Source organism: Nitratireductor thuwali (assembly GCF_036621415.1).
Classification (GTDB): Bacteria; Pseudomonadota; Alphaproteobacteria; order Rhizobiales; family Rhizobiaceae; genus Chelativorans; species Chelativorans thuwali.
The window spans coordinates 3,820,329-3,845,136 of record NZ_CP030941.1; the positions used below are offsets into that span (position 1 = coordinate 3,820,329).

Genomic DNA, 24,808 nt, shown 5'->3' on the forward strand with positions numbered 1-24,808 from the left:
CCTCCACGGTCTCATCCCTCGGCGGGCTGAACGCTCCGCTCCAGGAATTCCATCACGCGCGGCGCCTGGCCGGGCAGGAAGTGGTAGCCGTCCTCGATAAAGCATATCTGCGCATGGGGGGCTGCGCACTCCAGCCTGGCCTGCGTGTCGCGGGAATCGAGCAGGACATCCCGCCCGCCGATGACCGCCAGGATCGGCATCTCGAGCCGGCGCAGCTGTTCATCCGTCAGTTGCGGGATCTTCACCACCCGCGGCTTGATCGCCCGGCCGACGGTCTCCATGAGGTCGGCCATGGGCTGCAGCTCGTCGGGCAGTTCCTTCGGCGCGGGGCCGAAAACCTGCTCCCGGATCTTGCGCTTCCCCAGGGGCCGAGAAGCAGGAGGGGCACCGCCTTCAAGAGGAAGTTCTTCTGCCGCCCGATGCCGGCCGGGCAGATCAAGGCGAGCGCGCGCACCGCGGAAGGTCTTCTATTCGCATAGTCGAGCGCCAGCCACCCGCCCAGGGACGTGCCGACGATGCCGGCGGTCTCTATTCCCAGGCCGCTGAAGACGTCGTCGAGCCACAAGGCATGCGCATCCCCGGCAAGCGCCGGTCTCACCCGCGCGCTCAGCCCGGCCTCGCCGATCATGTCGACCGCAAAGAGCCGGAACCTGGTCGACCACAGCGCGACGTCCGGCATCCATGCCGCGGAGTTGGCCTGCGAACCATGAAGCAAGACAACCGGCGGAGCGTCTTTCCGTCCGCATGCCACGACGAATGTCGAGCCTTGGCGCGTCGGGACGTACAGTTCCGTTTTCGGCACCGGCCACCGGTCCAGCACCTGGCGATACTGCGCCTCCACCTCGGCCGCCGCCTTGTCGCTTCGAAAGACCGCGTCGTTCATGCTTGCGCGCCCAGCTGCAATTGCAGCATCTCCAGCAGCTTCGCCGCATCGGACGGGCTGCAGATCACCACGATCTTCAGGCTTTCGGCGAGCGGGTCGAACGCCGTGCTGAGATGCAGCGGCGGCGTCTTGCCGCCACCTGCCATCGCGGCGGAGCTGAGGAAAGCCGCCATCCGCTCCGCACGCTCAGGCGTCATGCGCGGAATGTCGACGATGCACGTCGTGCGCACGCCCTCCGCCGCATCTGGCTGACCGCCCGCCACACCGGCAAATTCGTCGAGCCTCGTCCGGTCGATGCGATAGGATTTTCCGATCCGCGTTGCCGGCAACTGTCCGTTGCGGATGTAGCGCAGCACCGTCTTGGGGTGCAGCTTCAGCCGTTCGGCCGCCTGCTCGACGGTGAAGAGAGCGCTCGACATTGGCCTTATTGCTCCTTATCATCTCCCTTATAGGGTACGATACGGATTAAAATAGATCAATAAGCCAGTGCGCAATCCTGAAAAGTGCATGCAGATGACGGAAGATTGCGGAGCACAGATGAGGTCGCGCCTACGCGCCAATCTCGGTTTGGCGATGAAGCTTGCAAGGAAACGCGAAGCAGCCCTCATTCGGGAGCTGATCGCGGCGATCGACAATGCCGAAGCCGCGCCCGGCCTCAGCGAGCCGGCCTCTGTCGTGCGCCACGATTTCCGCGATCGATCCGCGGAAGCCGAAAGGCGCCTTCTGAGCAGGGAGGAGGTGCGCGCCCTAGTTTCAAGGGAGATCGAAAAGCGGGCCCATGCAGCAGCCGAATTCGACCGGCTGGGTAAGGCGGAAGAGGCCGCAGCCCTGCGCGCGGAAATCCAGATGGCAAGGCGCTACGTCGAGGAATAGGAGCTATGCCCAAGACGGGGCGGTCGATAATTCGCGATCTTCGAGATGCCGCTCTCGGCGCGAAGCACAATGTCCGCGGAGACCCCTTCGTTACGCTACTCCGGCACGCTCGTCTGCAGCGCGAGGGCATGCAGAACGCCGCCCATCCTGCCCTTCAGCGCGTCATAGACCATCTGGTGCTGCTGAACGCGCGACTTACCGCGAAAGCTCTCCGCCACCACTTCGGCCGCATAGTGATCGCCGTCGCCGGCAAGATCCCGGATCGTCACCTTGGCGTCGGGAATGCTTTCCTTGATCAAGCGTTCGATGTCGGCGGCGTTCATGGCCATGGGCTGCGCTGTCTCCAGGATTGCTCTTGAACGAGATATGGCGGTTCGGGCGGGCGAGGTCAATTGTGGTCGGCGACAAACCCCGCTTTCCAAGCCCGTTTTGGAGAGCGGGACCGGTCACGCGGAGCAGAGTTTTCTGAACGCCGCGACCGCGTCGGCGGCGCACGACTCCGCTTCCGATCCCGAAGGCGGGGGAATTGCTCCGATGGCGCGCCTGATCTGCCGGTCGCCGATCAAAAGGCTCAGGAACCATTCCGTGGCCGTGTGGGCCGAGGGGGCGGCCAGCATTCCGTCCGCAATGGCCCGTCCGATCAGTCTCTCGATCAACGGGAACACCCGGTCGCGGCCCGCGGCGGCGATGGTTTTGCCCAATTCTCCGCTTTCGTCGGCTGCTGCGGCCCGGTTCAGCGCTATGGCCTTCTCGCCCAGCAGCATCGAAAGCAGGATCGGGGCGATCTCCTCCAGCGCGCTCATAGGGTCGGCGCCGCTGCTCAATGCCGCCTCAAGCCTTGCTTGCGTTTCGCTGGCGTTGCGCTCGACCATCGTCTTGAACAGTCCGCGCTTGCCGCCGTACCAGCGGTATAGAGTCTCGTTGGAAGCATTGGCTTCCCTGGCAATTGCCAGCATGGATGTGGCGCCATAGCCGCGTTCCCGCACCAGCTTGTAGGCCACCTTCTCGATCTGACGGTGCCGTTCGGCCCTTGTCTCCTTGCGCATGAACATCTCCGAAGCATCTTGACCAAGGACGTACATGTTTGTACGGATAAGTAAATACGTACATGAGAGTACGGTTCCGGAGGCGGTCATGCCCAGATTGTTGCTCGCGCTATCGATCCTGTCTTTGATCTTTTGTGGTGCGATATTCGGATTCTTCTACGCTTGGGTCTGCTCCACCATGTGGGGCCTCGACCAGGCCGATCCGCGCGTCGCGATCGGAGCCATGCAGGCGATGAATGCCTCGGTCCGCAATGCTGCGTTCTTTCCAGCGTTCTTCCTGACGCCCGTGGTGTTGGCGCTAACGGCGGCGGTTTCGCACTATTTAGGCCAGAGGTCGGCCGCGCCATGGTTCCTGCTGGCCGCCGTCGTCTACCTGGTGTTCGGGCTCGCCCTCACCATGGCGGTGAACGTGCCGATGAACGAAGCGCTGGCCGCTAGGCCCGTTCCTGCGGACATGGAGATCGCGGGCGAAATCTGGCAGGACTATTCGGGGCGGTGGCAGTTCTGGAACCAGATGCGAACTGTGGCGTCAGGCATCGCCCTGGCGCTGGCGGGGTTTGCAGTCACGAGATTGCGGCCCGCCGTTTCGCGCCTCCGATAAGACGGGAAGGGCGGCTGCCGGCGCACCTGTCGCCGGACGTCTATCCGTCCATGAAAGCCGGAAACCAGCCTTCGTGGACTGCCTTCAACTCAGAGACCGGCACGGCGCGTGCATCGCCGAGCTTGAGGTCCGTTCCGCCCGTCACGCCAAGCATATGCGCGGAAACGCCGGCCTTCCGCGCTTCGGCGACCACCGCGTCGCGCATGTCCTCTGCCATCGCGACGACATAACGGCCCTGGTCCTCACCAAAGAACGTCTCTGCCGTATCTCCGCCGGGCGCATCGATCGCAGCGCCGATGCCTGATGCCATCGCCATCTCGGCGAGCGCGACGGCCAGGCCGCCGTCGGAGCAGTCATGCACGCTCGTGGTGCGCCCAGCCCGGATGAGCCCGCGCACGAAATCGCCGGTCCGCCGTTCCGCGTCGAGGTCGACCGGCGGCGGCGGGCCTTCGACACGGCCATGGATGTCGCGCAGATAGACGGACTGGCCCAGATGCGTGCCCCAGCCATCAGGCCCGCCCAGCAGCAGGACTGCCAGGCCCTCGCCCGCAAAGGCGATCTTGGCCATCCGGCTCCAGTCGGGAATAAGCCCGACCCCGCCGATCGTCGGCGTGGGCAGGATGCCCTGGCCGAGCGTCTCGTTGTAAAGCGAAACGTTGCCCGAAACGATGGGAAAGCCCAGCGTCTTGCAGGCTTCGCCCACTCCCTGCACCGCGCGCACGAACTGCCCCATGATCTCGGGGCGCTCGGGATTGCCGAAATTGAGGTTATCGGTGGCCGCCAGGGGTTCCGCACCCGTCGCCGTGAGATTGCGCCAGCATTCGGCAACCGCCTGCTTGCCGCCTTCGAAGGGGTCCGCCTCGCAATAGCGCGGCGTCACGTCGGACGAGAAGGCAAGCGCCTTGGTCGGATGGTCCTCGACGCGCACTACGCCGGCATCGCCGCCCGGTATCTGCAGCGAGTTGCCCTGGATCAGCGTGTCGTACTGTTCCCATACCCAGCGCCGCGATGAAAGGTCCGGCGAGCCGATGAGCTTCAACAGCGCATCGGCCGCGTTCGTCTGCGGCACCGCACCAAGGGGCGCGGGCGCCGCAGGCACGATCCAGGGCCGGTCGTATTCGGGAGCCTCGTCGCCGAGCTCCTTGATCGGCAGGTTCGCGACTTCTTCGCCCTGGTGCAGGATGCGGAAACGCAGATCGTCCGTCGTCTTGCCGACGACCGCGAAATCAAGCCCCCACTTTCGGAAGATGGCCTCCGCTTCGCCGCGCTTGTCCGGCCGCAGCACCATGAGCATGCGCTCCTGGCTTTCCGACAGCATCATCTCGTAGGCGCTCATGCGCTCCTCGCGCACCGGCACATGGTCAAGGTCGAGTTCGATGCCGAGGTCGCCCTTGGCGCCCATTTCGACCGCCGAGCAGGTGAGCCCCGCCGCGCCCATATCCTGGATCGCGATGACCGCGCCCGTCTTCATCAGTTCCAGGCATGCTTCCAGCAGGCATTTTTCGGTGAAGGGGTCGCCCACCTGCACGGTCGGGCGCTTCTCGTCGATGTCGGCGTCGAATTCGGCCGAGGCCATCGTCGCGCCGCCCACGCCGTCGCGGCCCGTCTTGGCGCCCAGATAGACGACCGGCAGGCCGACGCCTTCGGCCTTCGAGTAGAAGATGGCGTCCGTGTTTGCCAGTCCGGCGGCGAACGCGTTGACCAGGATATTGCCATTATAGCGGGCGTCGAAATTCACCTCGCCGCCGACGGTCGGCACGCCGAAGGAATTGCCGTAGCCGCCTATGCCGGCCACCACGCCCGCCACCAGATGCTTCGTCTTTGGATGATCCGGCGCGCCGAAGCGCAGCGCGTTCATGGCCGCGATCGGCCGCGCGCCCATGGTGAAGACATCGCGCAGGATGCCGCCCACGCCTGTCGCCGCGCCCTGATAGGGCTCGATATAGGACGGGTGGTTGTGGCTCTCCATCTTGAAGACGACGCACTGCCCGTCGCCGATATCAACGATCCCGGCGTTCTCGCCCGGCCCCTGGATCACGCGCGGCCCGGAGGTGGGCAGCGTGCGCAGCCATCTCTTGGAGCTCTTGTAGGAGCAATGCTCGTTCCACATTGCCGAGAAAATGCCGAGCTCGGTGAATGTCGGCTCGCGGCCGATCAGGTCGAGAATGCGCTGATATTCGTCCGGTTTCAGCCCATGGGCGGAAATCAGGTCGTCGGTGATGCGGATGGCATTTGGGATGGTCATCGGATGTCCGGCAAGCTGTCTCGATAAGAGGCATCCCTTACAGCATCGGCCCGAAAACCGAAATCGATTTTCGGAAATGAGACGACCGATATGGCGCCTGGATCGCAGAAACCGGGCAGCGCCGCTGCTCAGTCGTAGCTGGTATACCCGGCGCTGCCTTCCTCTAGCAGCCGGCGAATCGTGGCAAGGCCCTTCGACAAGTCCTCACGCCGTGGCGCCGCCGATATGCCGAGCCGCACATGATGGAATACCTGCTCCGAACGCCCCGCCTTGAACTCGTCCGCATCGTCTATCAGCACGCCGCGGTCGGAGGCCGCCTGTTTGAACGTGCTGGAAAGCCAGGGATCGGGAAGTTCGAGCCAAATGAAAGGGATGTTCGGTCGCCATTGCGCATTGAATCCTGCCAGCGCGTCGCGGGCCAGCGCCAGCCGCGCATTGATCTCGTCCTTGCAGCGCCGCTGGATTTCGGCCGCCTTGCCTGAAAGCACCAGCCTTGCGCTGGTCTCCGCCAGCAGAAAGGGCAAGCCGCCGGTCACCATGCGGTGGGAGATGCGCACGCGCCGCTCCAGATGGCTGGGGCAACTGATCCATCCGCCGCGCACCCCCGCCACCACCGATTTTGAAAGCCCGCCCACAAGAAATGTCCGCTCCGGCGCCAGTTCGGCCATGAGCGGATGATCGTCGTCGGCCATCGCGCCGTAAAGATTGTCCTCCACCAGCCACACATTGTGGCGCCGAGCAATCTCTGCGATCGCCTGGCGCCGTTCGGCCGGCATCGTATTGGTCGTTGGGTTGTGGGCCGACGGCATCAGGAATGCGAGCTTGGGGTGGCGCTGCGCGCAAAGCCGCTCGAAATCCTCCGGCACCACGCCAAGCGCGTCGGATTGGATCAGCGTCACCCGCCTGCCGATCAGCCCGGCGCTGCGCGCTACGTGGGAATAGGTCAAATGCTCGAAGGCGACGTGATCGCCGGGCGACGTCATCGCCGCGATGATGGCCACCACGCCGGCATGGGCGCCGAGCGTGGGGACGATCCGCTCCGCTGGCGGCTGGAACTTGCCCTTGGCGAGCCATTGGCTGCCTGCTTCAAACCAATGGTCGGGAAAGAGCCGGGCATAGCTCGCCACGTCGTGGGCGTGGCTGGACATGATTCCGGCGACGATCGTGCCGATGATTTCGCCTTGGCCGACCGAGGGGGCAGCGGTGCTGTCGAAGCGCAGCTTGCCGGCGGGCGCGTCCATTTCGCGGGTGCCCCCGAAATCTCCTGGAGGGCTTGCATAGCCGGGGTGGGCGAGGGCGCCTTGCGCGCGGTCCACCACATAGGTGCCGCGCCCCACTTCGCCGCTCACCAGTCCGCGCTCGCGCGCCACCGCATAGGCCCGGCTGACCGTGCCGATGGTCACGCCGATGTCGAAGGCGAGATTGCGCTGAGGCGGCAGTTTCGTGCCCGCAGGCAGCACGCGGCGCTCGATATCCTCCTCGATCTGGTCCGCCAGGCGAAGATAGAGCGGTCCGGTTCCCCGCGCGAGGTCAGGCATCCAATTTGTCATCGTGGCAATTATGTATCTTGCCAAAATGAAGGTGTCAATGCACTAAGAGGAGGGTGCAATTGACGGTGCAATCGGAGATAAAATGTGTACAATAGATACAATGTGGCCGGCATCCCGCGCAACGCCAGCCCGCCGCAGGCGCCGATTGCCTCTCGACCTTCGTCTGCTTGCGATCATCAGCAGGATCGAGTTGATGGCCCAAAGACGGCGCACCCGGATGGCCCTGCAGGAACTGAGCGACCATCAGTTGAAGGACATCGGCATCTCGCGGGCCGATGCCTTTCGGGAAGCCGCCAAACCGTTCTGGAAATGAGCAGTTCCAGGAAAACCGGGTCAATTCCAGATGCGATAGAGGCAGGTGCGGCCCCGGCCGGTCAGCGCGCCGTGCGGGCGCTCCTTCTGCGCACGCCCAGAAAATCGTCCACCAGTACGGCAAGGCTGCCCAGCACGAGGAAAAGCAGGGCGATTCCTCCAACGGTCAGCAGGATTTCGCCGAACCCCAGAACCCGCGTATCCAGAAACGGATAGGGCACCTCCCCGGCGATGGGCGCCCGTGCCAGCACGTAGAGAAGGTATCCCACAGGGTAGGCCAGCCAATAGGGAATATGGCGCCAGCGCAAGCTGCCGTCGGCGCCTGCCAGCAGCCACCATGCCAGGAACAGGGCCGGCGCCGCGTAATGCAGCAGCATGTCGCAGAGCAGAAACAGGCCCTGCGGGCGCCAAAGATCGGCGAGCAGCAGATAATAGACCAGGCCTACGGCAGCGATGGCCACCGCCACGCCCGCGCGAACCTCTGGGCGGCGGAAAAAGGCCGGGCGTCCGCCAAGCGCCGCCAGATGCGTCAGCACCACCAGGATGTTCGTGAGGATGGTGAAGAATGAGAAGTAGTAGATGATCGAACCGCCGAGACTGCGGCCGTTCTCCATTGAGGCTGGCACGGTTATGGCGAACTGCAGTGTCAGAGCGAACAGGCCGATGACAACGCCGGCCAGATTGAGCACGCGCACCATCATCTCAGCCCTTGCAGTCTGCGCTGCCTCCGGACCAGCGCATGATGTCCGCGTTCACCCGTCCGCCAGTCGACGTCGTGGCGAGCGGCCCGTAGGTCTCGATTTTCACCGGCGAGCCGGAAGCCTCGATGACGAGGACCGGCAAGCCCTGGGCCCTCTTCGAGTGAACCAGAAGAAGGCGCGGGCTGCCGGCCGTGTCCAGTTCCGGGACCAGTCGCAGACCGTCGAATGCCCGGTCCCGCGCGCGCATCCAGCACCGCGCGCCCGCCTCGTTGATGTGCTGCAGAGCAACGGTCGGGCTGTCGGCTTGCACCGTCAGGGCAAGGGGACCCCCCATCGGCTCAGGCGTGCAGCCCGTGGCCAGAATGGCCAGCGCCAGCGCGCCCGCCGCCGGCGTTGCGCCACGCCTCCACCGGCCGCGCGGCCGGGGATGGGCTGGAGGACGAATCACGCGGCTTTGCCCAGAACGCTTTCGAAAAGCGCCCGACCGTCATCGCCGCCATGGGCCGTTTCGATCAGGTTTTCGGGATGCGGCATCAGGCCGAGAACATTGCCGCTTTCGCTGACGATGCCGGCTATGTCGTTCATCGAGCCATTGGGATTGGTGCCCTCGGCGTAGCGGAAGAGCACCTGGCCTTCGCCCTCGATCCGCTTCAGCACCGCCTCGTCGGCGAAGTAGTTGCCGTCATGGTGGGCCACGGGACAGCGGATGATCTGCCCCGGCTGGTAAAAGCGGGTAAAGGCTGTGTTGGCGTTTTCCACGCGCAGCTTCACTTCCCGGCAGACGAATTTCAGCGATGCGTTGCGCATCAGCGCGCCGGGCAGCAGGCCGGCTTCGAGCAAGATCTGGAAGCCGTTGCACACGCCCATGACCATCACGCCCTGCGCCGCCTTCTCGGCGACGGCACGCATCACCGGCATGCGTGCCCCTATCGCCCCGCAGCGCAGATAGTCGCCATAGGAAAACCCGCCGGGAATGACGACCAGGTCGACATCGGGCAATGCCGTCTCCGTCTGCCAGACCAGATGCGGCGCATGGCCGGAGATCTTGGTCAGCGCGGCGATCATGTCACGGTCGCGATTAAGGCCGGGGAGCTGGATGATGGCTGATTTCATGAGGCCGGATCGTAAGGTTTCTGAGGGCGTTCTGTGAATGGTCACCGCTCGAGACGGCGTCTCAGGTGACGTTGATAATGTAGTCCTCGATCACCGTGTTCGCCAGAAGCTTCTCGCACATGGCTTTCAGCTGCGTCTCGGCTGCCGCCCTGTCTTCCGTGTCGAGCTGCAGGTCGAAGACCTTGCCCTGGCGCACATGGTCGACGCCTTCGAAGCCGAGGCCGCCGAGCGCGCCTTCGATGGCTTTTCCTTGCGGGTCGAGCACGCCGTTCTTCAAGGTGACGATCACACGGGCTTTCAGCACTTTATCGATTCTCCTGGCCGCGCTGCAGTTCAGTGGCGGGTTTCATCGTCCGGTTTGGAGGAGACGAGCACCGGTCCGGTCGGCTTTCCCGTATCGTTCTCATTCATGATGCCGAGCCTGCGCGCCACTTCCTGATAGGCTTCGACAAGCCCGCCCATATCCCGGCGAAACCGGTCCTTGTCGAGCTTTTCCCTGCTGGCCACATCCCAGAGCCGGCACGAATCGGGCGAAATCTCGTCGGCCACGACGATGCGCATCATGTCGCCCTCGAACAGCCGCCCGCATTCGATCTTGAAATCGACGAGCTGGATGCCGACGCCGAGGAACAGGCCGGAAAGGAAGTCGTTGACGCGGATGGCCAGCGCCATGATGTCGTCGATCTCCTGCGGGCTTGCCCAGCCGAAGGCCGTCACGTGCTCTTCCGATACCATCGGGTCGTCCAGCGCATCGGCCTTGTAGTAGAACTCGATGATCGAGCGCGGCAGCATGGTGCCTTCCTCGATGCCGAGCCGTTTGGCCAGCGATCCCGCCGCCACGTTGCGCACCACGATCTCAAGCGGAATGATCTCCACTTCTTTGATGAGCTGCTCGCGCATGTTCAGCCGGCGGATGAAATGGGTGGGAATGCCCATCCGGTTGAGGTGCTCGAAAATATACTCGGAAATGCGGTTGTTCAGCACGCCCTTGCCGTCGACGACCTCGTGCTTCTTCTTGTTGAAGGCGGTTGCGTCGTCCTTGAAAAACTGGATGAGCGTTCCGGGTTCCGGCCCTTCATAAAGAATTTTGGCCTTGCCCTCGTAGATGCGGCGGCGACGGTTCATGGCGTTCTCTGGTCTGTAGTGCCGCGTCTGGATCGGCAGGGCACAAACCGGCGCGGCAAAAGAAAGGGCCCAAGCTCCAGCGGTCTCTAGCGCAAAGCGCGGTGCACCTCAATCGCCATTTGTCGCAGCGGCTGCGAATTGCGCCGCCAATGCACGCCCGCATATTGACCCGGCACACGCCTTCTGGTTTGTCCTTGTCAACCATGTCGAACGGGATGGCGCCCTCGCGCCCGGCGGGCATTGATCCGGAGGATGAAAAGCATGAGCAGCATGAACGACCGCGAAAAGGCATTCGAGAACAGGTTTGTCCACGACGAGCAGTTGAAGTTCCGTGCGATCTCGCGCCGCAACAAGCTGCTTGGGCTGTGGGCCGCTGAAAAGATGGGCAAGACGGGCGACGAGGCCAGCCGGTACGCCATGGAAGTCGTCAAGGCCGACATGGAGGAAGCCGGCGAGGAGGATGTCTTCCGCAAGATACGCCGGGATTTCGATGCCGCCGGCATCGATCAGAGCGATCACCAGATCCGCCGCGAGATGGCCGACCTCCTTCTCGTCGCGATCGACCAGATCAAGGCCGAGTAGGCTTGATTGTGGCCGAGACGACGCTTGGCCAGCGCATGGCCGCGGGGGAAGCGCTGCTGACCGCATGGTCATCCATTCCCGAGCCGCTGACGACGGAGGCGGTCGCCCGTCTTGGTTTCGATGCGGTGACGCTCGACATGCAGCATGGCGGCCACAGCGAGGAAAGCGTCCTGCGGGCCGTCCCGGCGGTCCGGATGGGTGGCCCGCATCCGATCGTGCGCATTCCCGTCGGCCGTTTCGATATGGCCAGCCGCGCATTGGACTTCGGCGCCGAATGCGTCATCGCGCCGATGGTCAACACGATCGAGGATGCGCGCCGCTTCGCCGCCGCCATGAAGTACCCTCCGCTGGGCGAGCGCTCCTGGGGCGCGACCATAGCCATGCTGCGGTCGGGCGCTGCGGACGACGGCCAGGGCTGGCTTCAAACCCAGAACACGCGCACCCTGGCGCTGGCGATGATCGAGACGCGCGAGGCGCTGGCGATCGCCGACGACATACTGGCTGTCGACGGCATTGACGGCGTCTTCGTCGGCCCCTCCGATTTTTCCATCGCATGGACCAGGGGCGCCAGAATCGATCCATCGCTCGAAGACATGATGGAGGCCATCGCCCTGATCGCCGCAAAGGCGACCGCCGCCGGCAAGCATGCCGCCATCTATATGGTCGATCCGGCCCTGGTGGGGCGCTGCTACGCGATGGGATACCGCCTTTTCGCGCTCGGAAGCGAATATGGCTACCTTGCCCATGGCGCGCTCGGCTTCATCCAGAAGGCGCGCGACAGCCTGGAATCAAAAGCCTAATTCAGATGCGAGATGAATTTCGCGAAGGTCATCGAGCCCTCGGGCCATGGGCCGAAGCCTGATTCGGCATTGATATGTCCCGCCTCGCCGGCGTCCAGGAACAGCGATCCCCACGCGCCCGCAATGTCTTCCGCCACCTCGTAGCCGCAGAAATGGTCGTTGCGGCTGGCGATGACGATGGAGGGAAAAGGCAGCGGCTCGCGCGGATAGGGCCCGAAGGTCATCAGGTGCTTGGGCCGGATTTTCGCGTTGGCCACATCCGGCGGCGCGACGAAAAAGGCGCCCGCGATCCGGTTCCGGTATTCGGGAATGGCGTGAACGGCTGCCGCGACCCCCAGCGAATGAGCCACGAGCACCACCGGCCGCTCGGCCTCGTTCACCGCCTCCGTGACCTTCGCCACCCAGTCTTCGCGGACCGGTTTCGACCATTCGGCCTGCTCGACGCGCCGCGCGGTCGCCAGGCGCTTTTCCCAGCGCGTCTGCCAGTGCTCCGGCCCCGAATTGGTGTAGCCGGGTATGATGAGGATGTCGGCGTCCTTGGCTTTCATGCCGCGCCATTTAGCGACGGATGTGCCTGCGCGCAACCCGCCGCATCGGCCGGTTCGCCCGAGTTCCGCCGGTCCCCTGCGCTCCAAAGAGTGAACAGCGTGTCCGCAATCGCTTCCCTTGTGCCGCCCGCGCCTGATCGACACATTCCTCCCATCGATTTGGGCACAGGGCCCGGTTGACGACGACGCCTTGCGGACGAGCCTACCCCCCTTATCCGCCGTCCGTCGCAGGAGATGGAAATGACTGTACTTCCCTTTTCGGCCACCACCCCCGTCAGCATCGGCGAAGTCGGCCTCAAGGCCCGGGATGCCGACAAGCTGGCGGCCTTTTACACAGCCATCGTGGGGCTTGAGGTCATGAGCCGCGATGACGGCATGATTCGCCTCGGCGCGGCCGGCCGGCCGCTGCTGAGCATCGAGGAAGACCGGCAGGCCCGGCCCGACGATGCGCGCGAGGCCGGCCTGTTTCACACCGCCTTCCTTCTGCCCGACAGGGCAAGCCTGGCGCGCTGGGTGCGGTTCGCCGCCGCCGCCGGCCTCGCCCTGGAAGGCGCCTCGGACCATCTGGTCAGCGAGGCCGTCTATCTGAGCGACCCGGAGGGCAACGGCATTGAGATATACGCCGACCGCCCCCGCGCCGAGTGGCAATGGGACGGCGGCAACATCGCCATGAAGACCTTGCCGCTGGATCATCGGGCGCTGCTATCCGTTTTGGGCGACAACGATGCGGGCTGGCGTGGCGCGCCCGAAGGTACCGTGATCGGCCACATTCATCTGCGCGTCGGCGACGCGCGCGCGGCGGAGGCTTGGTGGAACGAAGTTCTGGGCCTTGAGACGATGGCCCGTTACGGCGCGGCCGCCGTGTTTCTGGCGTCCGGCGGCTATCACCATCACGTCGGCGCCAACGCCTGGCGCAGCGCCGGCGCCGGCCGGCGCGATCCCGGCCGCGCCGGGCTCGCATGGGTGAGGCTCATCGACACCCGCTCCGATAAGGAAAAAGTGCTGCATGACCCGTGGGGAACGGAAATACGCGTCGCAACCGGCTGAACAGTCAAGCCGTGTCCAAAACGATCAGCCGAACACCCGCGCAAAGATCGTGTCGACATGCTTCGTATGATAGCCAAGGTCGAACTTCTCCCGGATCTGCTGCTCCGACAGGGCCGCGCGAACATCCTTGTCGGCCAGCAGTTCCTCAAGGAAATCAGCGCCCTGTTCCCACACCCTCATGGCGTTGCGTTGGACGAGACGGTAGGCGTCTTCGCGGCTCACGCCGGCCTGCGTGAGCGCGAGCAGAACGCGCTGCGAGTGGACCAGGCCGCGGAACTTGTTGAGGTTCTTCTCCATCGTCTCGGGGTAGACGACGAGCTTTTCCATCATGCCCGTCAGCCGCTGCAGTGCGAAGTCGAGCGTCACGGTGGCATCCGGCCCGATCATCCGCTCGACCGAGGAATGCGAGATGTCGCGCTCATGCCACAGCGCCACGTTCTCCATCGCCGGCAGCGCATAGGCGCGCACCATGCGGGCAAGGCCGGTAAGATTTTCCGAAAGCACCGGGTTGCGCTTGTGCGGCATGGCCGACGAGCCCTTCTGGCCCGGTGAGAAATATTCCTCCGCCTCCAGCACTTCGGTGCGCTGCAGGTGCCGCACTTCCGTTGCCAGCCGCTCGATTGACGAGGCGATGACGGCAAGCGTGGCGAAATACATGGCATGGCGGTCGCGCGGCACTACCTGCGTGGAGACCGGCTCTGGCTTCAGCCCCAGCTTCTCCGCCACATGGGCCTCCACGCTCGGATCGATATTGGCGAAGGTGCCGACCGCGCCGGAAATCGCGCATGTGGCGATTTCCTCGCGTGCATTGACGAGCCGGGCCCGGCAGCGCTCGAACTCGGCATAGGCCTGCGCCAGCTTCACGCCGAAGGTGGTGGGTTCGGCGTGGATGCCGTGGCTGCGGCCGATCGTGACCGTATCCTTGTGCTCCAAGGCCCGGCGTTTGAGCGCGGCCAGCAGCGCGTCGAGATCCGCCAGCAACAGGTCGGTCGCCTTCACGAGCTGCACGTTGAAGCAGGTATCCAGCACGTCGGAAGACGTCATGCCCTGGTGGACGAAGCGCGCCTCGGGTCCCACGATCTCGGCCAGATGCGTCAGGAAGGCGATCACGTCATGCTTCGTCTCACGCTCGATCTCGTCGATGCGCTCGATATCGAATTCGACGTTTCCCGCTTTCTCCCAAATGGTCCTGGCGGCCTCCTTCGGCACGATGCCGAGCTCGGCCATCGCGTCGGCCGCATGCGCCTCTATCTCGAACCAGATGCGGAACTTCGATTGCGGGGACCAGATTTCCGCCATTTCCGGCCGCGAGTAACGAGGGATCATGCCGTGTTGCCTGCCTGTTTCGAGATTGTCCGCAGCCTCCTACCACCCGCATGGTTTCAGGAAAAGCCGATACCGGTCTCTCGTCCGAAATCGCACAGATTAAGGCTCAGCGCGCAGCCCGCGCAAACCACAGGCTGAAGAGGAATAGCGCCGCAAGTCCGATGGGAACGTAGAGCCGCATCCCTATGACGGCGAACTGATAGAGCGCGTTGGCCATCGTGAAGAAGAGCTGGAGGCCCCAGACATAGGAAAAGGTGTCCGCATGCCACTCCGCATAGTAGGTGCGGTATTCGAGCCCGAACAGAAGCGCGGTGATGCCTATCGTGGCAAGGGCAAGCGAAAGGAACATGGCGGCGAACCGGCCCGCCGCGTCGGTCCGCCTTCCGCTGACGATCCGAGCCACGAACAGCGCTGGCGCAAACGCCAATAACCCGCCCACGGCGAACAAGGCCGTTACCCCGGCCTGGTGGCCGGCGGTCTCCCAGTGCTGGATGTTGAGAAAGGCGCTGCCGCCGGCGAATGCGGCCCACAGAACGGAGCCCGCGAGGCCGACGCCCAGCGAGGGCAGGGCTGTCCAGCCATGCACCGCCGCTGCTCCCAGCCGCCGGCGCGTCATTTTCGGCATCGGCCCTGGCGTGCAGCCGTCACAGCTGCCCCGTGACCGCGATGAAGCGGTAGTCGGAGCCTTCGAACCCCACCGCCTCGATGGCGATCATTACCGCGAACACGGGCGCCCCGCCGGGCGGGTAGAAGGTTTGCACGCCTGCAATGGAGTAACCGAGCGGGCATCCGCGGCTCGAGGGAATTGCCGTATCCGCATGAATCATCTGCGCTTCCTGCCCCTCCGCAGTTCCGAGCCGCAGCAACTCGAACCCCTTCGTCTGGCCGAAATCGCTGCAAAACTCCTGTCCCTGCAGAGAAATCTCCTCCAGGCTGAAGGCAAGCGGGTCCTGCGCCGAGAGCGGCGACATGTTTGGCTGCGGCAGCACCGCAATCAGATGTGGATTGGCGGTGAGTTCGGTGACGGCGTTCCACCCCACGGTATGGCCGTTATTGGCGCTCAGCTCCTCCTCCGGCACGATCGCCTCGCCTTGCTGCCGGGCCTGCTGGCGGGCGGCTTGCAAGCCCGCCCCATCCTCCTCCAGCCTCACCCGCACGGGTGTGCCCGGCAGAAAGCGATCGGTCGCCGTGTCGATGTAGTAGCGGTTGGCATAGGGGAATCCGGAACCGTCCTGGACGCCGTATTCCTCGAAGGCGAAGACGCCGCCATCGGCGCTGAAGCCAAGTATCTCGACCGTGGCCATGTCGCCCGCCCGCGCGGTCAGCGGGACCAGGGCGAGGATGAAGGCTGCGATTCTCACGAATCCGGGCATTGTCAGGCTCCCTTCGTTCCGTCTTTCCATCGTTCCGACCAGGCCGGCATGATATCACCGGACGCGCTGACGGCGGCAAAGACGCCGCGCGCAATCGCCCGCGCCATGGTCGCCGCCGCCGCAGCGTAGAGCTCGATGCCCGCTTCCAGGCTCAGCGTATCTTGCCTGCGGCCCGTCGCAAGCCCGAAGACGAGATCGCCGTCGAGCGGCGTGTGCGCCGGCCAGACGGCGCGGGCAAAACCGTCATGGGCGGCGATTGCCAGCCGCTTGGCGGCGGCCTTCGTCAAGGTTGCATCCGTCGCGATGACGCCGATGGTGGTGTTCGCGCCGGCTTTGGCCAGCCCCAATTTGGTGACCACCTCGTTGGCCTCCGGCGGCAGGGGCAAAGGCAGGCCGTGCCCGCCGAACTCATCCCCGATCTCGAACGGCGCCGCCCAGAAATGGCGGCTGCCGCCGACCGTGACGGAGCCGACCGCGTTGACCGCCACCAGCGCTCCGACGGTGATGCCGTTCGGCAGAACCGTCGAAGCAGAACCGAGCCCGCCTTTCAGCCCGGCCGTCAAAGCGCCTGCCCCGGCGCCTTGGGAGCCGATTTCGAAGGTCTCGCCGGCATTTTCCGCCGCCGCGAAGCCCAGCTCGCGATACGGCGCATAGCGCCCCCAGTCCTTGTCGCCGCCATTGGCGAGGTCGAACAGGATCGCAGCCGGTATGATGGGAACGCGATGTCCCGCCACCTCGAAGCCGCGCCCCGCCTCGCGCATGGCGGCCTGCACGCCTGACGCAGAGTCGAGCCCGAAGGCCGAGCCGCCGGACAACGCAATCGCGTCGATGGCCTCGACGACATTGTGCGGGGCAAGCAGGTCCGTTTCCCGCGTTCCCGGCGCCCCGCCCAACACCTGCACGCTGGCCACCGCGGGCGTCTCGCACACGATCGCCGTCACGCCTGATTTCAGCCGCGCATCGTCGCTGTTGCCCACCTTGAGGCCGGCCACGTCGGTGATCAGGTTCCGTTTCCCTGGGCGGAAGCTCATTCGGCCTTCACGAATTCTTCTCCGTCGTAGCGGAAGAGATCATAGAGCGGGCGCGCAAGGTCGCCCTTTCGGTCGAAGCGCACAATACCGATGGCCGTGTCGAAGGCATAGGAATCGAGCGCGTCTGCAAGGCTGACTTCCGTCTCGGCGGCCCGTTTTGCCGCACCGGCGGCGACCTGCAGCGCGGCGAAACCGGGCAGCACATAGCCCTCGGCCTCGATGTTCCTGTCGGCCAGGAACTCCAGCGTCCGCTCAGGCGCGAATTCCCGCCACTCCGGCAGGCCGACCATCAGCACGCCCTCGGGCAGCTTCACGTTCCCGTCCTCTGCCCGCAGCGCCTCGCCGCCCGCGATCGTCAGGTCGTAGCCGAGACTTGCCGCGTCGCGCGCCATGATGGCGATATCGGCCCGGTCGCCGCCGACGAAGACATGGGTTGCGCCGGCCCGGCGCAGCCGGCCGACCAGCCCGATCTGGTTGTCCATCTGCGGGCGGAATGTGTCGAAGAAGACCGGCTCCAGCCCCGCAAGCTCGGCCTCGGCGCGCAAATGTTCGGCAAGCTCGCGGCCGTAGATCGTTCCGTCGTCGACGATGGCGAAGAGCTTCTCGCGCCAGCGTGCGGTGAGAATTTGCGCCACCGCATCCTGTTCGGCGTCGGCGCGCGGCGCCAGCCGATAGATCGGCCACCCCGTCCTCGCGCGCTGGTCGGTCAGGCTGTTGGTGCGCACTGGCGTTATCACCGGGATGCCGGCCTGGGCGAGTATCGGCATGGCTGCTTCGACGGCGGGTGTGCACAGGAAGCCGATCACGATCGAAACGTCGGCCTCCACCAAGCTGCGCCCCGCGCGTTCGCCACCTTCTTCCGAACAGGCATCGTCCACAATGTACAGGCTGATGTCGCTGCCCGGCAGCGTTTCCGCCGCCGCCTCGGCTCCCGCCACCCACTGCCTGCCCAGTCGCTCGAAATCTTCGGAAAGGGGAGCGGCGATGCCGACCGCCAGCCCGTCGGCACGGGCCGGCAGGCCGGCCCAGAGGCTGGCGAAGAGAATGAGGATTGCAGCAAAACGCATGGACTTGGACTGGATGCCTAACTCGATGTTACAGGATGTAGCACACAAGCCACTGGTAAATGGTGGCGCGGCGTGGCGCAACACGCTACAGCGTGCCGGCGCCGTATCCTGAGCGCCGTATCCTGAGCGTTGTGCGCTCCCATGGTTGCGAACGCCAATATTGCACCTATATCGACCGGGCGAGGACATCCGTGCTGAAGACCAATGAAATAGCCCCGCAGGACTACCGTGACGCCATGGCCCGCTTTGCCGGCGCCGTGCACATTGTCACGACCGACGGCGCGGCCGGTCTGCGCGGCGTCACCGCCATCGCGGCCTGCTCCGTTTCGGACAACCCGCCCATCGTTCTCGTCTGCCTCAACAGGCAAAATCCCAACAACGACCTTTTCCTCAAGAACGGCGTTTTCGCCCTCAACACGCTCTCCGCCGGCCAGGAAGAGCTGTCCAACGCCTTTTCGGGTCTTACCGGCCTGCCGCCGGAAGAACGTTTTGCGCTCGCCCAATGGGAGACCCTTTCCTCCGGCGCGCCCTGCCTGAAAGGCGCCATCGCCGTTTTCGACTGTCACGTGATGGACACCAAGGACCTTGCCACCCACCGCATCTATTTCGGCAAGGTGACAGGCCTGCGCGTGGGCGCTAACCTGAAACCGCTGCTTTATCACGATCGCGGCTATCGTACGCTCTGATCGCCGGCCTGCCGGAGGAAAAATGTCTGTAATCGCGCCGCGCGCCCTGCCGGCATCCATAGACGAAACGCTCGAAATGCTCGGGCGGGCCGATTACGTCGCGGACCGCTCGCTGGCGACCGTGCTGTTCCTCAGCCTCAGGATGAAGCGGCCTTTGTTTCTCGAAGGCGAGGCGGGCGTCGGCAAGACCGAGATCGCCAAGGTTCTGGCCGCTTCGCTGGGCCGCCGCCTCATCCGTTTGCAGTGCTACGAGGGTCTGGACGTTTCGTCCGCCGTCTATGAGTGGAACTACGCCGCCCAGATGATCGAGATCCGCATGGACGAGGCCACCGGCGCGGCGGATCGCGACATGATGGAGCGCAACGTCTTTTCCGAAAAGTACCTGATCCGCCGCCCGGTGCTCGAGGCGCTTGGCGGGGCGGCGGGCGCGGCCCCCGTCTTCCTGATCGACGAACTCGACCGCACGGACGAGGCTTTCGAGGCCTTCCTTCTTGAAATCCTTTCCGACTATCAGGTGACGGTCCCCGAACTCGGCACCATCCGCGCCGAAGAGCCGCCCATCGTCGTCATCACCACCAACCGCACCCGCGAAATCCACGACGCGCTCAAGCGGCGCTGCCTTTATCACTGGGTCGACTATCCGGACGCTGCCCGCGAGCTGGAAATCGTCGCCCGCAAGGTGCCGGACGCCAACAGGCGCCTTTCGCGCGAGATCGTTCATTTCGTGCAGCGCCTGCGTGAAATGGACCTGTTCAAGGTGCCGGGCGTCGCCGAATCGATCGACTGGGCCAGCGCCCTGACCGAACTCGACAAGATCGCGCTCGACCCCGAGACCGTGTCCGACACGCTCGGCGTGCTCCTGAAATACCAGGACGACATTGCGCGCCTCGGCGAAGGCGAGGGCGCCCGCATCCTGAAGGAAGTGAAGGCGGAGCTGGCGGAGGCGGAGTAGGAGCTGAGAGTCTGTTTTGAAAGTCATCAGGGCGAGTCGAAAATGGTGTTTTTCGAGCACCGGCGCGGAGCGTACATTAGGTACGTGAGCACCGGAGCGCAGAAAAACGCCATTTGCAGGCTGCCATCATGACTTTTAAAACAGGCTCTGACATGCAGACCGCCGACCCCGAAGGCCGCCTCGCCGACAATATCGTCTATTTCGCCCGCATCCTGCGCAAGGCGGGCCTGCGCGTCGGTCCGGCCTCCGTCACCGACGCCATCGAGGCGGTGCTGGCGGCCGGCATCGGCACGCGCGAGGACTTCTACTGGACGCTGCACGCCGTCCTGGTCAACCGGCACGAGGATCACGCCGTCTTCGACGAGGCGTTCCGCCTTTTCTGGCGGTCGCGCGACCTGGTCGAAAAGATGCTCGCCATGTTCTCGCCCGTCGCGCCCGACCCCCGCCAGAAGGAAAAGCCGCGCGCCGCCGAAAAGCGCGCCGGCGACGCCCTGTTGAACGGGCGGCACGATCCGCGCCCGCGCCGCGACGAGCCGGAGATCGAGATCGACGCCCGCTTTACCCTGTCTGCCAGCGAGGTACTGCGCCAGAAGGACTTCGCCCAGATGACGGCGGACGAGTTGGCCGGCGCAAGGCAGGCGATGTCGGCCCTGGTCATGCCCCACGATCTGGTCACGACCCGGCGTTTCCAGGCGGACCCGCACGGGCCCCGCGTCGATCCGCGCGCCATGATGCGCTCCAGCCTGCGCACCGGCGGCGATCTCATCCTGCCGCGTTTCCGCTCCCCGCGCCGCATTCACCCGCCGCTCGTGGCGCTGGCCGATATTTCCGGCTCGATGAGCCAGTACACCCGCATTTTCCTGCATTTCCTCCACGCGTTGACGGAAAAGCGCCGCCGCGTGCATTCCTTCGTGTTCGGCACCCGCCTCACCAATCTCACGCGTCAGCTTCGGCACCGCGATCCTGACGAGGCGCTGGCCGAATGTGCAGGCGCGGTCGCCGACTGGTCGGGCGGCACGCGCATCGGCGAAGCGCTGCACGAGTTCAACCGGCTCTGGTCGCGCCGGGTTCTGGGGCAGGGCGCGGTGGTGCTTCTGATCACCGACGGGCTCGAACGCGACAATATCGAAAGGCTGTCGCGCGAGATGGAGCGGCTTCACAAATCCTGCCGGCGGCTGATCTGGCTCAACCCGCTCCTGCGCTTCGACGGGTTCGAGCCGCGCGCCCGCGGCGTGCGGGCCATGCTGCCCCATGTCGACGAACTGCGCCCGGTCCACTCGCTCGATGCACTCGAGGATCTGTGCGAGGCGCTGTCCGGCACGCCTCGCAGGCCTCGCCTTCGCCATCTGCAGGCCGATACTCTTGGCAACGACGCCGGCAAGCGCCCATATTGAGGGCTTCGACGGAGGAAAAGTCATGACCCCCATCCAGACACGAGACCCGCTGCAGATCGCCGAAAGCTGGATGCGAGAGGGTAGGGACGTCGCCATCGCCACCGTCGTCGAGACCTGGGGTTCCGCCCCGCGCCCCGTAGGCAGCCATCTGGTCATCGATGCCGACGGCCATTTCGAAGGCTCCGTGTCGGGCGGCTGCGTGGAAGGCGCGGTCGTGGCCGAGGCGGCCGATGTGCTGGAAGACGGCAAACCGCGTATGCTGGAATTCGGCGTCGCCGACGAAACCGCCTGGGAGGTGGGCCTGTCCTGCGGCGGCCGCATCAAGGTCTATGTCGAGAGGCTGGGATAGGCTATGGATCCTTATTCTCTCAAGAAGCTGAATGCCTTGAGGAAGGAGCGCCGCGCCGCCATCCTGCTTACCGATCTGGGCGACGGGCGCGACCGCGTGATCGCCGAGGGCGATGCCGTCGCCGGCGCGCTGGGCGAGGCGGTGGCGAAAGCCTTCCGCTCCGGCAAGTCCGGAACGGTGGAGGCCGACGGCCGCAGCTTCTTCCTCAACGTGCACCTTCCCCCGCCCCGCCTGGTGATGATAGGAGCGGTGCATATCAGCCAGGTGCTGGCGCCCATGGCCCGGCTCGTCGGCTTCGACGTGCACATTGTCGATCCGCGCACCGCCTTCGCCTCGCCCGAGCGCTTTCCCGAGGTGAGGCTCGATGCCGAGTGGCCGGAGGATGCGCTGGCCCGGACGCCGCTCGATCCTTATTGCGCGCTGGCCGCGCTCACCCATGACCCGAAGATCGACGACCCTGCCATCCGCCGCGCCCTCGATGCTGGGTGCTTCTATATCGGGGCGCTCGGCAGCCGGAAGACCCACGCCAAGCGTATCGAACGCCTGACCGCTGCCGGTGTGCCGCAGCCGGCCCTCGACCTGATCCGCGCGCCCATCGGCCTTCCCATCGGCGCGGCCAGCCCGGCCGAGATCGCCGTCGCCATTCTTGCCGAGATCATTGACGCGCTGCGTTCGCGTGGGATCGAACCGCGGAAGGGAGAAGCGGCGTGAAGTTTGGGCCCGTAGCGCTCGGCGAGGCCGAAGGCGCCATCCTCGCCCATTCCTTGCAGGCCGGCGGCAGGCGCCTGCGCAAGGCCCACCGTCTTACCGCCGCCGATATCCGCGATCTGCGGGACGCCGGGGTTGAAGAGGTGATCGCCGCCGTCCTGGAACCCGGCGATCTCGACGAAGACGCCGCCGCCGCCCGCATCGCCGAAATTCTTGAGGCGCCGGGAGCCGAAATCCGCCCGCCCTCCACCGGACGGGTGAACATTCACGCTGCGGATGCGGGCCTGTTCACGGTCGACAAGCGCACCATCGACGCGATCAACGCCGTCGACCCCGCCGTCACCGTCGCCACGCTGGCGAATTTCGCCCCGGTGGAGGCCGGCCAGATGGTCGCCACGGTCAAGATCATCCCCTTTGCCGTAAGCGCGGCGATTATCGCGCGCATAGAGGCCGCGGTCGCCGCCGCCCGTCCTTTCGCCATCGAGCCTTTCAGGCCGCATCGCGTGGGTCTGATCCAGACCGTCCTGCCCAACGTCAAGGACAGCGTGCTCGACAAGACCGCCCGCATCACCGCTGACCGCCTGTCCCGCTCGGCCAGCCGGATCACTGAGGAAGACCGTCCTCCGCACGACACCGCCAAGCTCGTGGAGGCTATATCCGCTCAGGTCGCCCGCAACGATATGGTGCTGGTGTTCGGCGCATCGGCGGTCTGCGATTTCGACGACGTGATTCCCGCCGCCATCCGGCAGGCGGGCGGCGATGTCGTGCGCACCGGCATGCCGGTCGATCCGGGCAATCTGCTGGTACTCGGCTTCATCGACGGCAAGCCTGTCATCGGCGCGCCGGGATGCGCGCGCAGTCCAAAGCTCAACGGTTTCGACTGGGTTCTCGACCGGCTTCTGTCCGGGCTCGACATTTCCGGCGACGACATTGCCGGCATGGGCGTGGGAGGCCTGCTGATGGAGATTCCGACGCGTCCCCAGCCGCGCGAAAAGAGCGCAAAGCCCGCGCGGAAAAACCCGTGGATCGTGCTGCTCGCGGCTGGCCAGTCCCGGCGCATGGGACCGTCAAACAAGCTGCTGGCCGATTTCGCGGGCCAGCCCCTGGTGCGCCGCACCGCCGAACGTGCCGTTGCCAGCAAGGCCGACGGCCTCGTCGCCGTGCTCGGCCACGAGGCCGAAGCCGTCTCCGCCGCGCTCGATGGCCTCGCTATCAAGACAGCGGTCAACGCCGATTATGCCCATGGCCTTTCAACGTCGCTCAAAGCCGGCATCCGCGCGCTGCCGCCAACGGCGTCCGGCGCGCTGATCATGCTGGCCGATATGCCGGGCATTACCACCGGTGACCTGAACCGGCTGGTCGATGCCTTCGCCGCTTCCGGCGGCGCGGCCATCGTCCGCGCCACCCATGGCGGCAAGCGCGGCAATCCCGTCATCCTGCCCGGCGTGCTGTTTCCCGAGATCGAGCGCCTGGAAGGCGACACTGGCGCCCGCCATGTCGTGGAAAGCGCGCCCGTCGAGATAATCGACGTGGAACTGGGCGCCGCCGCCAGTCTCGATGTCGACACGCCCGCCGCGCTTGCTGCCGCCGGCGGCGCGCTGACGGGCGGCGAAGGCTGATGGCCGCCCGCCTGTTCCTCCTCCTCCTGTTGCTCCTCAGCCTGCCGGCAAGCGCCAGCGCGTTCGAACTGCCTCCTTTCAAGGACCGGCTGTTTGCCTATCCCGGCATCCTCGAGCAGAGGGACGATGGCGACTACCGGATTGTCGACTATCGGGAGATGCGCGATATCAATGGACGCGATGCGGTGCCGCAGCGCCGCGTCAAGGGGAACTATGTCGACACCGGCGTGCGCCGGGTGCAGCAGGATCTGGCGCTGAGAACCGACAGCGGCCCGATCCGCCATTTCACGGTCGGCAGAACCAAAAGCGCCCGCCTCATCGTCGTGTATCTCCACGGCCAGGGCGGCAGCCGCAGGCAGGGCGTCGACGACTTCACCTTCGGCGGCAATTTCAACCGCATCAAGAACCTGACGGCGCGGAGCGGCGGGCTCTACCTTGTGCCCGACTTTGCCGATTTCGGCCACAAGGGTGCTGCCGAGGTGGCGGCGCTTCTCTCGCACTACGCCTCGCTGTCTCCTGGCGCGCCCGTATTCCTCGCCTGCGGCTCGATGGGCGGCGCGCTGTGCTGGCGCCTGGCGCGGGACGAAAGGCTTCTTCCGCGCCTCGGCGGTCTGCTGCTGTTGGGCTCGATGTGGGATGCCGGCTTCATCGGCTCCATGCCATTCGAGCGGCGCCTGCCGATCTTCATCGGGCACGGCAGCAACGACACGGTTTTCCCGGTGGAGCAGCAGGAGGCCTTCTACGCATCCGTTCGCCGCGCTGCGCCCGGCTACCCCATGCGCATGGTCCGCTTCGAGACTGGCACCCACGGCACGCCCATCCGCATGACGGACTGGCGCGAGGCGCTCGACTGGATGCTTTCGCTTCCGTGATCCCG

At 65.3% G+C, this 24,808-nt stretch carries 31 protein-coding genes; 13 read left to right on the plus strand and 18 right to left on the minus strand.

The features are described from left to right. Positions 1 to 11: 11 nt before the first annotated feature. Genes NTH_RS18495 through NTH_RS18505 form a run of 3 tightly spaced genes read right to left on the minus strand, consistent with a single transcriptional unit; the run spans position 12 to position 1,302 of the window. The gene (locus NTH_RS18495; protein WP_338531403.1) at positions 12 to 293 is read right to left on the minus strand and encodes an alpha/beta hydrolase; all 282 of its coding nucleotides are present in this window, start codon (positions 291 to 293) and stop codon (positions 12 to 14) included. After that, positions 242 to 883 carry an alpha/beta fold hydrolase gene (locus NTH_RS18500; RefSeq protein WP_338531404.1) on the minus strand — a complete coding sequence of 214 codons (642 nt, stop codon included), beginning with the start codon at positions 881 to 883 and terminating at the stop codon, positions 242 to 244. Before NTH_RS18500 ends, NTH_RS18495 begins: the two co-directional genes overlap by 52 nt. Beyond that, entirely contained in the window at positions 880 to 1,302 is a 423-nt protein-coding gene (locus NTH_RS18505) for a helix-turn-helix domain-containing protein (protein ID WP_338531405.1), read from the minus strand. The genes NTH_RS18500 and NTH_RS18505 overlap by 4 nt, the downstream gene beginning before the upstream one ends. A gap of 118 nt (positions 1,303 to 1,420) precedes the next feature. Between NTH_RS18505 and NTH_RS18510 the strand changes: the two genes are divergently transcribed. After that, positions 1,421 to 1,756 carry a hypothetical protein gene (locus tag NTH_RS18510; RefSeq protein WP_338531406.1) on the plus strand — a complete coding sequence of 112 codons (336 nt, stop codon included), beginning with the start codon at positions 1,421 to 1,423 and terminating at the stop codon, positions 1,754 to 1,756. A 95-nt stretch (positions 1,757 to 1,851) separates the two neighbouring features. On the opposite strand, the gene NTH_RS18515 is transcribed toward NTH_RS18510, so the two are convergent. Beyond that, positions 1,852 to 2,085 (minus strand): BolA family protein, encoded by a 234-nt coding sequence (locus NTH_RS18515; protein WP_338531407.1) that lies wholly within the window; start codon positions 2,083 to 2,085, stop codon positions 1,852 to 1,854. A gap of 117 nt (positions 2,086 to 2,202) precedes the next feature. Further along, positions 2,203 to 2,802 (minus strand): TetR/AcrR family transcriptional regulator, encoded by a 600-nt coding sequence (locus tag NTH_RS18520; protein WP_338531408.1) that lies wholly within the window; start codon positions 2,800 to 2,802, stop codon positions 2,203 to 2,205. 88 nt (positions 2,803 to 2,890) lie between these two features. Here NTH_RS18520 and NTH_RS18525 point away from each other — a divergent pair, with 88 nt between their 5' ends. Further along, positions 2,891 to 3,403, plus strand: a complete 513-nt coding sequence (locus tag NTH_RS18525; RefSeq protein WP_338531409.1) for a DUF1772 domain-containing protein — start codon at positions 2,891 to 2,893, stop codon at positions 3,401 to 3,403. Positions 3,404 to 3,443: 40 nt separating this feature from the next. On the opposite strand, the gene purL is transcribed toward NTH_RS18525, so the two are convergent. Together purL and NTH_RS18535 are read right to left on the minus strand one after the other, a co-directional pair. After that, entirely contained in the window at positions 3,444 to 5,648 is a 2,205-nt protein-coding gene (gene purL, locus NTH_RS18530) for a phosphoribosylformylglycinamidine synthase subunit PurL (protein ID WP_338531410.1), read from the minus strand. A gap of 128 nt (positions 5,649 to 5,776) precedes the next feature. Continuing rightward, complete coding sequence (locus NTH_RS18535; protein ID WP_338531411.1) at positions 5,777 to 7,198, minus strand: PLP-dependent aminotransferase family protein; 1,422 nt, start codon at positions 7,196 to 7,198, stop codon at positions 5,777 to 5,779. A gap of 100 nt (positions 7,199 to 7,298) precedes the next feature. Between NTH_RS18535 and NTH_RS18540 the strand changes: the two genes are divergently transcribed. Further along, positions 7,299 to 7,511 carry a DUF1127 domain-containing protein gene (locus tag NTH_RS18540; protein WP_338531960.1) on the plus strand — a complete coding sequence of 71 codons (213 nt, stop codon included), beginning with the start codon at positions 7,299 to 7,301 and terminating at the stop codon, positions 7,509 to 7,511. 61 nt (positions 7,512 to 7,572) lie between these two features. Here NTH_RS18540 and NTH_RS18545 read toward each other — a convergent pair whose 3' ends face one another. From NTH_RS18545 to purC, 5 genes are all read right to left on the minus strand, one after another. Next, positions 7,573 to 8,211, minus strand: a complete 639-nt coding sequence (locus NTH_RS18545) for a Pr6Pr family membrane protein (RefSeq protein ID WP_422392413.1) — start codon at positions 8,209 to 8,211, stop codon at positions 7,573 to 7,575. Position 8,212: 1 nt separating this feature from the next. After that, complete coding sequence (locus NTH_RS18550) at positions 8,213 to 8,659, minus strand: hypothetical protein (protein WP_338531412.1); 447 nt, start codon at positions 8,657 to 8,659, stop codon at positions 8,213 to 8,215. Next, positions 8,656 to 9,324, minus strand: coding sequence for a phosphoribosylformylglycinamidine synthase subunit PurQ (purQ, locus tag NTH_RS18555; protein ID WP_338531413.1), 669 nt, complete (start codon positions 9,322 to 9,324; stop codon positions 8,656 to 8,658). The genes NTH_RS18550 and purQ overlap by 4 nt, the downstream gene beginning before the upstream one ends. 61 nt (positions 9,325 to 9,385) lie before the next feature. Further along, positions 9,386 to 9,628 carry a phosphoribosylformylglycinamidine synthase subunit PurS gene (gene purS, locus NTH_RS18560; protein WP_338531414.1) on the minus strand — a complete coding sequence of 81 codons (243 nt, stop codon included), beginning with the start codon at positions 9,626 to 9,628 and terminating at the stop codon, positions 9,386 to 9,388. Between the two features lie 29 nt (positions 9,629 to 9,657). Then, a complete protein-coding gene (gene purC / locus NTH_RS18565; RefSeq protein ID WP_338531415.1) occupies positions 9,658 to 10,449 on the minus strand; it encodes a phosphoribosylaminoimidazolesuccinocarboxamide synthase in 792 nt (263 codons plus the stop codon). A 261-nt stretch (positions 10,450 to 10,710) separates the two neighbouring features. Between purC and NTH_RS18570 the strand changes: the two genes are divergently transcribed. Both NTH_RS18570 and NTH_RS18575 read left to right on the plus strand, forming a co-directional pair. Beyond that, positions 10,711 to 11,031, plus strand: coding sequence for a DUF1476 domain-containing protein (locus NTH_RS18570; RefSeq protein WP_338531416.1), 321 nt, complete (start codon positions 10,711 to 10,713; stop codon positions 11,029 to 11,031). Between the two features lie 35 nt (positions 11,032 to 11,066). Further along, the gene (locus tag NTH_RS18575) at positions 11,067 to 11,831 is read left to right on the plus strand and encodes an HpcH/HpaI aldolase family protein (protein ID WP_338531962.1); all 765 of its coding nucleotides are present in this window, start codon (positions 11,067 to 11,069) and stop codon (positions 11,829 to 11,831) included. Here NTH_RS18575 and NTH_RS18580 read toward each other — a convergent pair. Beyond that, positions 11,828 to 12,379 carry an RBBP9/YdeN family alpha/beta hydrolase gene (locus NTH_RS18580; RefSeq protein ID WP_338531417.1) on the minus strand — a complete coding sequence of 184 codons (552 nt, stop codon included), beginning with the start codon at positions 12,377 to 12,379 and terminating at the stop codon, positions 11,828 to 11,830. The two genes, NTH_RS18575 and NTH_RS18580, sit on opposite strands and share 4 nt — an antisense overlap. A gap of 240 nt (positions 12,380 to 12,619) precedes the next feature. On the opposite strand from NTH_RS18580, the gene NTH_RS18585 reads away from it, so the two are divergent. After that, positions 12,620 to 13,426, plus strand: a complete 807-nt coding sequence (locus NTH_RS18585; protein ID WP_338531418.1) for a VOC family protein — start codon at positions 12,620 to 12,622, stop codon at positions 13,424 to 13,426. A 24-nt stretch (positions 13,427 to 13,450) separates the two neighbouring features. Here the strand turns inward: NTH_RS18585 and purB are convergent, their stop codons facing one another. The 5 genes from purB to NTH_RS18610 form a co-directional block, all read right to left on the minus strand. Beyond that, positions 13,451 to 14,752 (minus strand): adenylosuccinate lyase, encoded by a 1,302-nt coding sequence (purB, locus tag NTH_RS18590; RefSeq protein WP_338531419.1) that lies wholly within the window; start codon positions 14,750 to 14,752, stop codon positions 13,451 to 13,453. 106 nt (positions 14,753 to 14,858) lie between these two features. After that, positions 14,859 to 15,368, minus strand: a complete 510-nt coding sequence (locus NTH_RS18595) for a hypothetical protein (RefSeq protein WP_338531420.1) — start codon at positions 15,366 to 15,368, stop codon at positions 14,859 to 14,861. Between the two features lie 28 nt (positions 15,369 to 15,396). After that, positions 15,397 to 16,125: a DUF2259 domain-containing protein gene (locus NTH_RS18600; RefSeq protein ID WP_338531421.1), complete on the minus strand. Its 729-nt coding sequence runs from the start codon at positions 16,123 to 16,125 to the stop codon at positions 15,397 to 15,399. Between the two features lie 2 nt (positions 16,126 to 16,127). Beyond that, positions 16,128 to 17,156, minus strand: coding sequence for a P1 family peptidase (locus tag NTH_RS18605; RefSeq protein WP_338531422.1), 1,029 nt, complete (start codon positions 17,154 to 17,156; stop codon positions 16,128 to 16,130). Next, entirely contained in the window at positions 17,153 to 18,223 is a 1,071-nt protein-coding gene (locus NTH_RS18610; RefSeq protein ID WP_338531423.1) for a branched-chain amino acid ABC transporter substrate-binding protein, read from the minus strand. The genes NTH_RS18605 and NTH_RS18610 overlap by 4 nt, the downstream gene beginning before the upstream one ends. Before the next feature lie 191 nt (positions 18,224 to 18,414). Here NTH_RS18610 and NTH_RS18615 point away from each other — a divergent pair, with 191 nt between their 5' ends. The 7 genes from NTH_RS18615 to NTH_RS18645 all read left to right on the plus strand — a co-directional run bounded on the left by NTH_RS18615 (position 18,415) and on the right by NTH_RS18645 (position 24,803). Then, positions 18,415 to 18,909 carry a flavin reductase gene (locus tag NTH_RS18615; RefSeq protein ID WP_338531424.1) on the plus strand — a complete coding sequence of 165 codons (495 nt, stop codon included), beginning with the start codon at positions 18,415 to 18,417 and terminating at the stop codon, positions 18,907 to 18,909. Positions 18,910 to 18,931: 22 nt separating this feature from the next. Then, positions 18,932 to 19,861 (plus strand): AAA family ATPase, encoded by a 930-nt coding sequence (locus tag NTH_RS18620; protein WP_338531425.1) that lies wholly within the window; start codon positions 18,932 to 18,934, stop codon positions 19,859 to 19,861. A 128-nt stretch (positions 19,862 to 19,989) separates the two neighbouring features. Further along, positions 19,990 to 21,255 (plus strand): VWA domain-containing protein, encoded by a 1,266-nt coding sequence (locus NTH_RS18625; RefSeq protein WP_338531426.1) that lies wholly within the window; start codon positions 19,990 to 19,992, stop codon positions 21,253 to 21,255. Between the two features lie 22 nt (positions 21,256 to 21,277). Continuing rightward, positions 21,278 to 21,604: an XdhC family protein gene (locus NTH_RS18630; protein WP_338531427.1), complete on the plus strand. Its 327-nt coding sequence runs from the start codon at positions 21,278 to 21,280 to the stop codon at positions 21,602 to 21,604. Positions 21,605 to 21,607: 3 nt separating this feature from the next. After that, positions 21,608 to 22,315, plus strand: a complete 708-nt coding sequence (locus tag NTH_RS18635) for an XdhC family protein (RefSeq protein WP_338531428.1) — start codon at positions 21,608 to 21,610, stop codon at positions 22,313 to 22,315. Further along, positions 22,312 to 23,931, plus strand: a complete 1,620-nt coding sequence (locus NTH_RS18640) for a molybdopterin-binding/glycosyltransferase family 2 protein (RefSeq protein WP_338531429.1) — start codon at positions 22,312 to 22,314, stop codon at positions 23,929 to 23,931. The genes NTH_RS18635 and NTH_RS18640 overlap by 4 nt, the downstream gene beginning before the upstream one ends. After that, entirely contained in the window at positions 23,931 to 24,803 is an 873-nt protein-coding gene (locus NTH_RS18645; protein WP_338531430.1) for an alpha/beta hydrolase, read from the plus strand. The genes NTH_RS18640 and NTH_RS18645 overlap by 1 nt, the downstream gene beginning before the upstream one ends. Positions 24,804 to 24,808 lie beyond the last annotated feature (5 nt).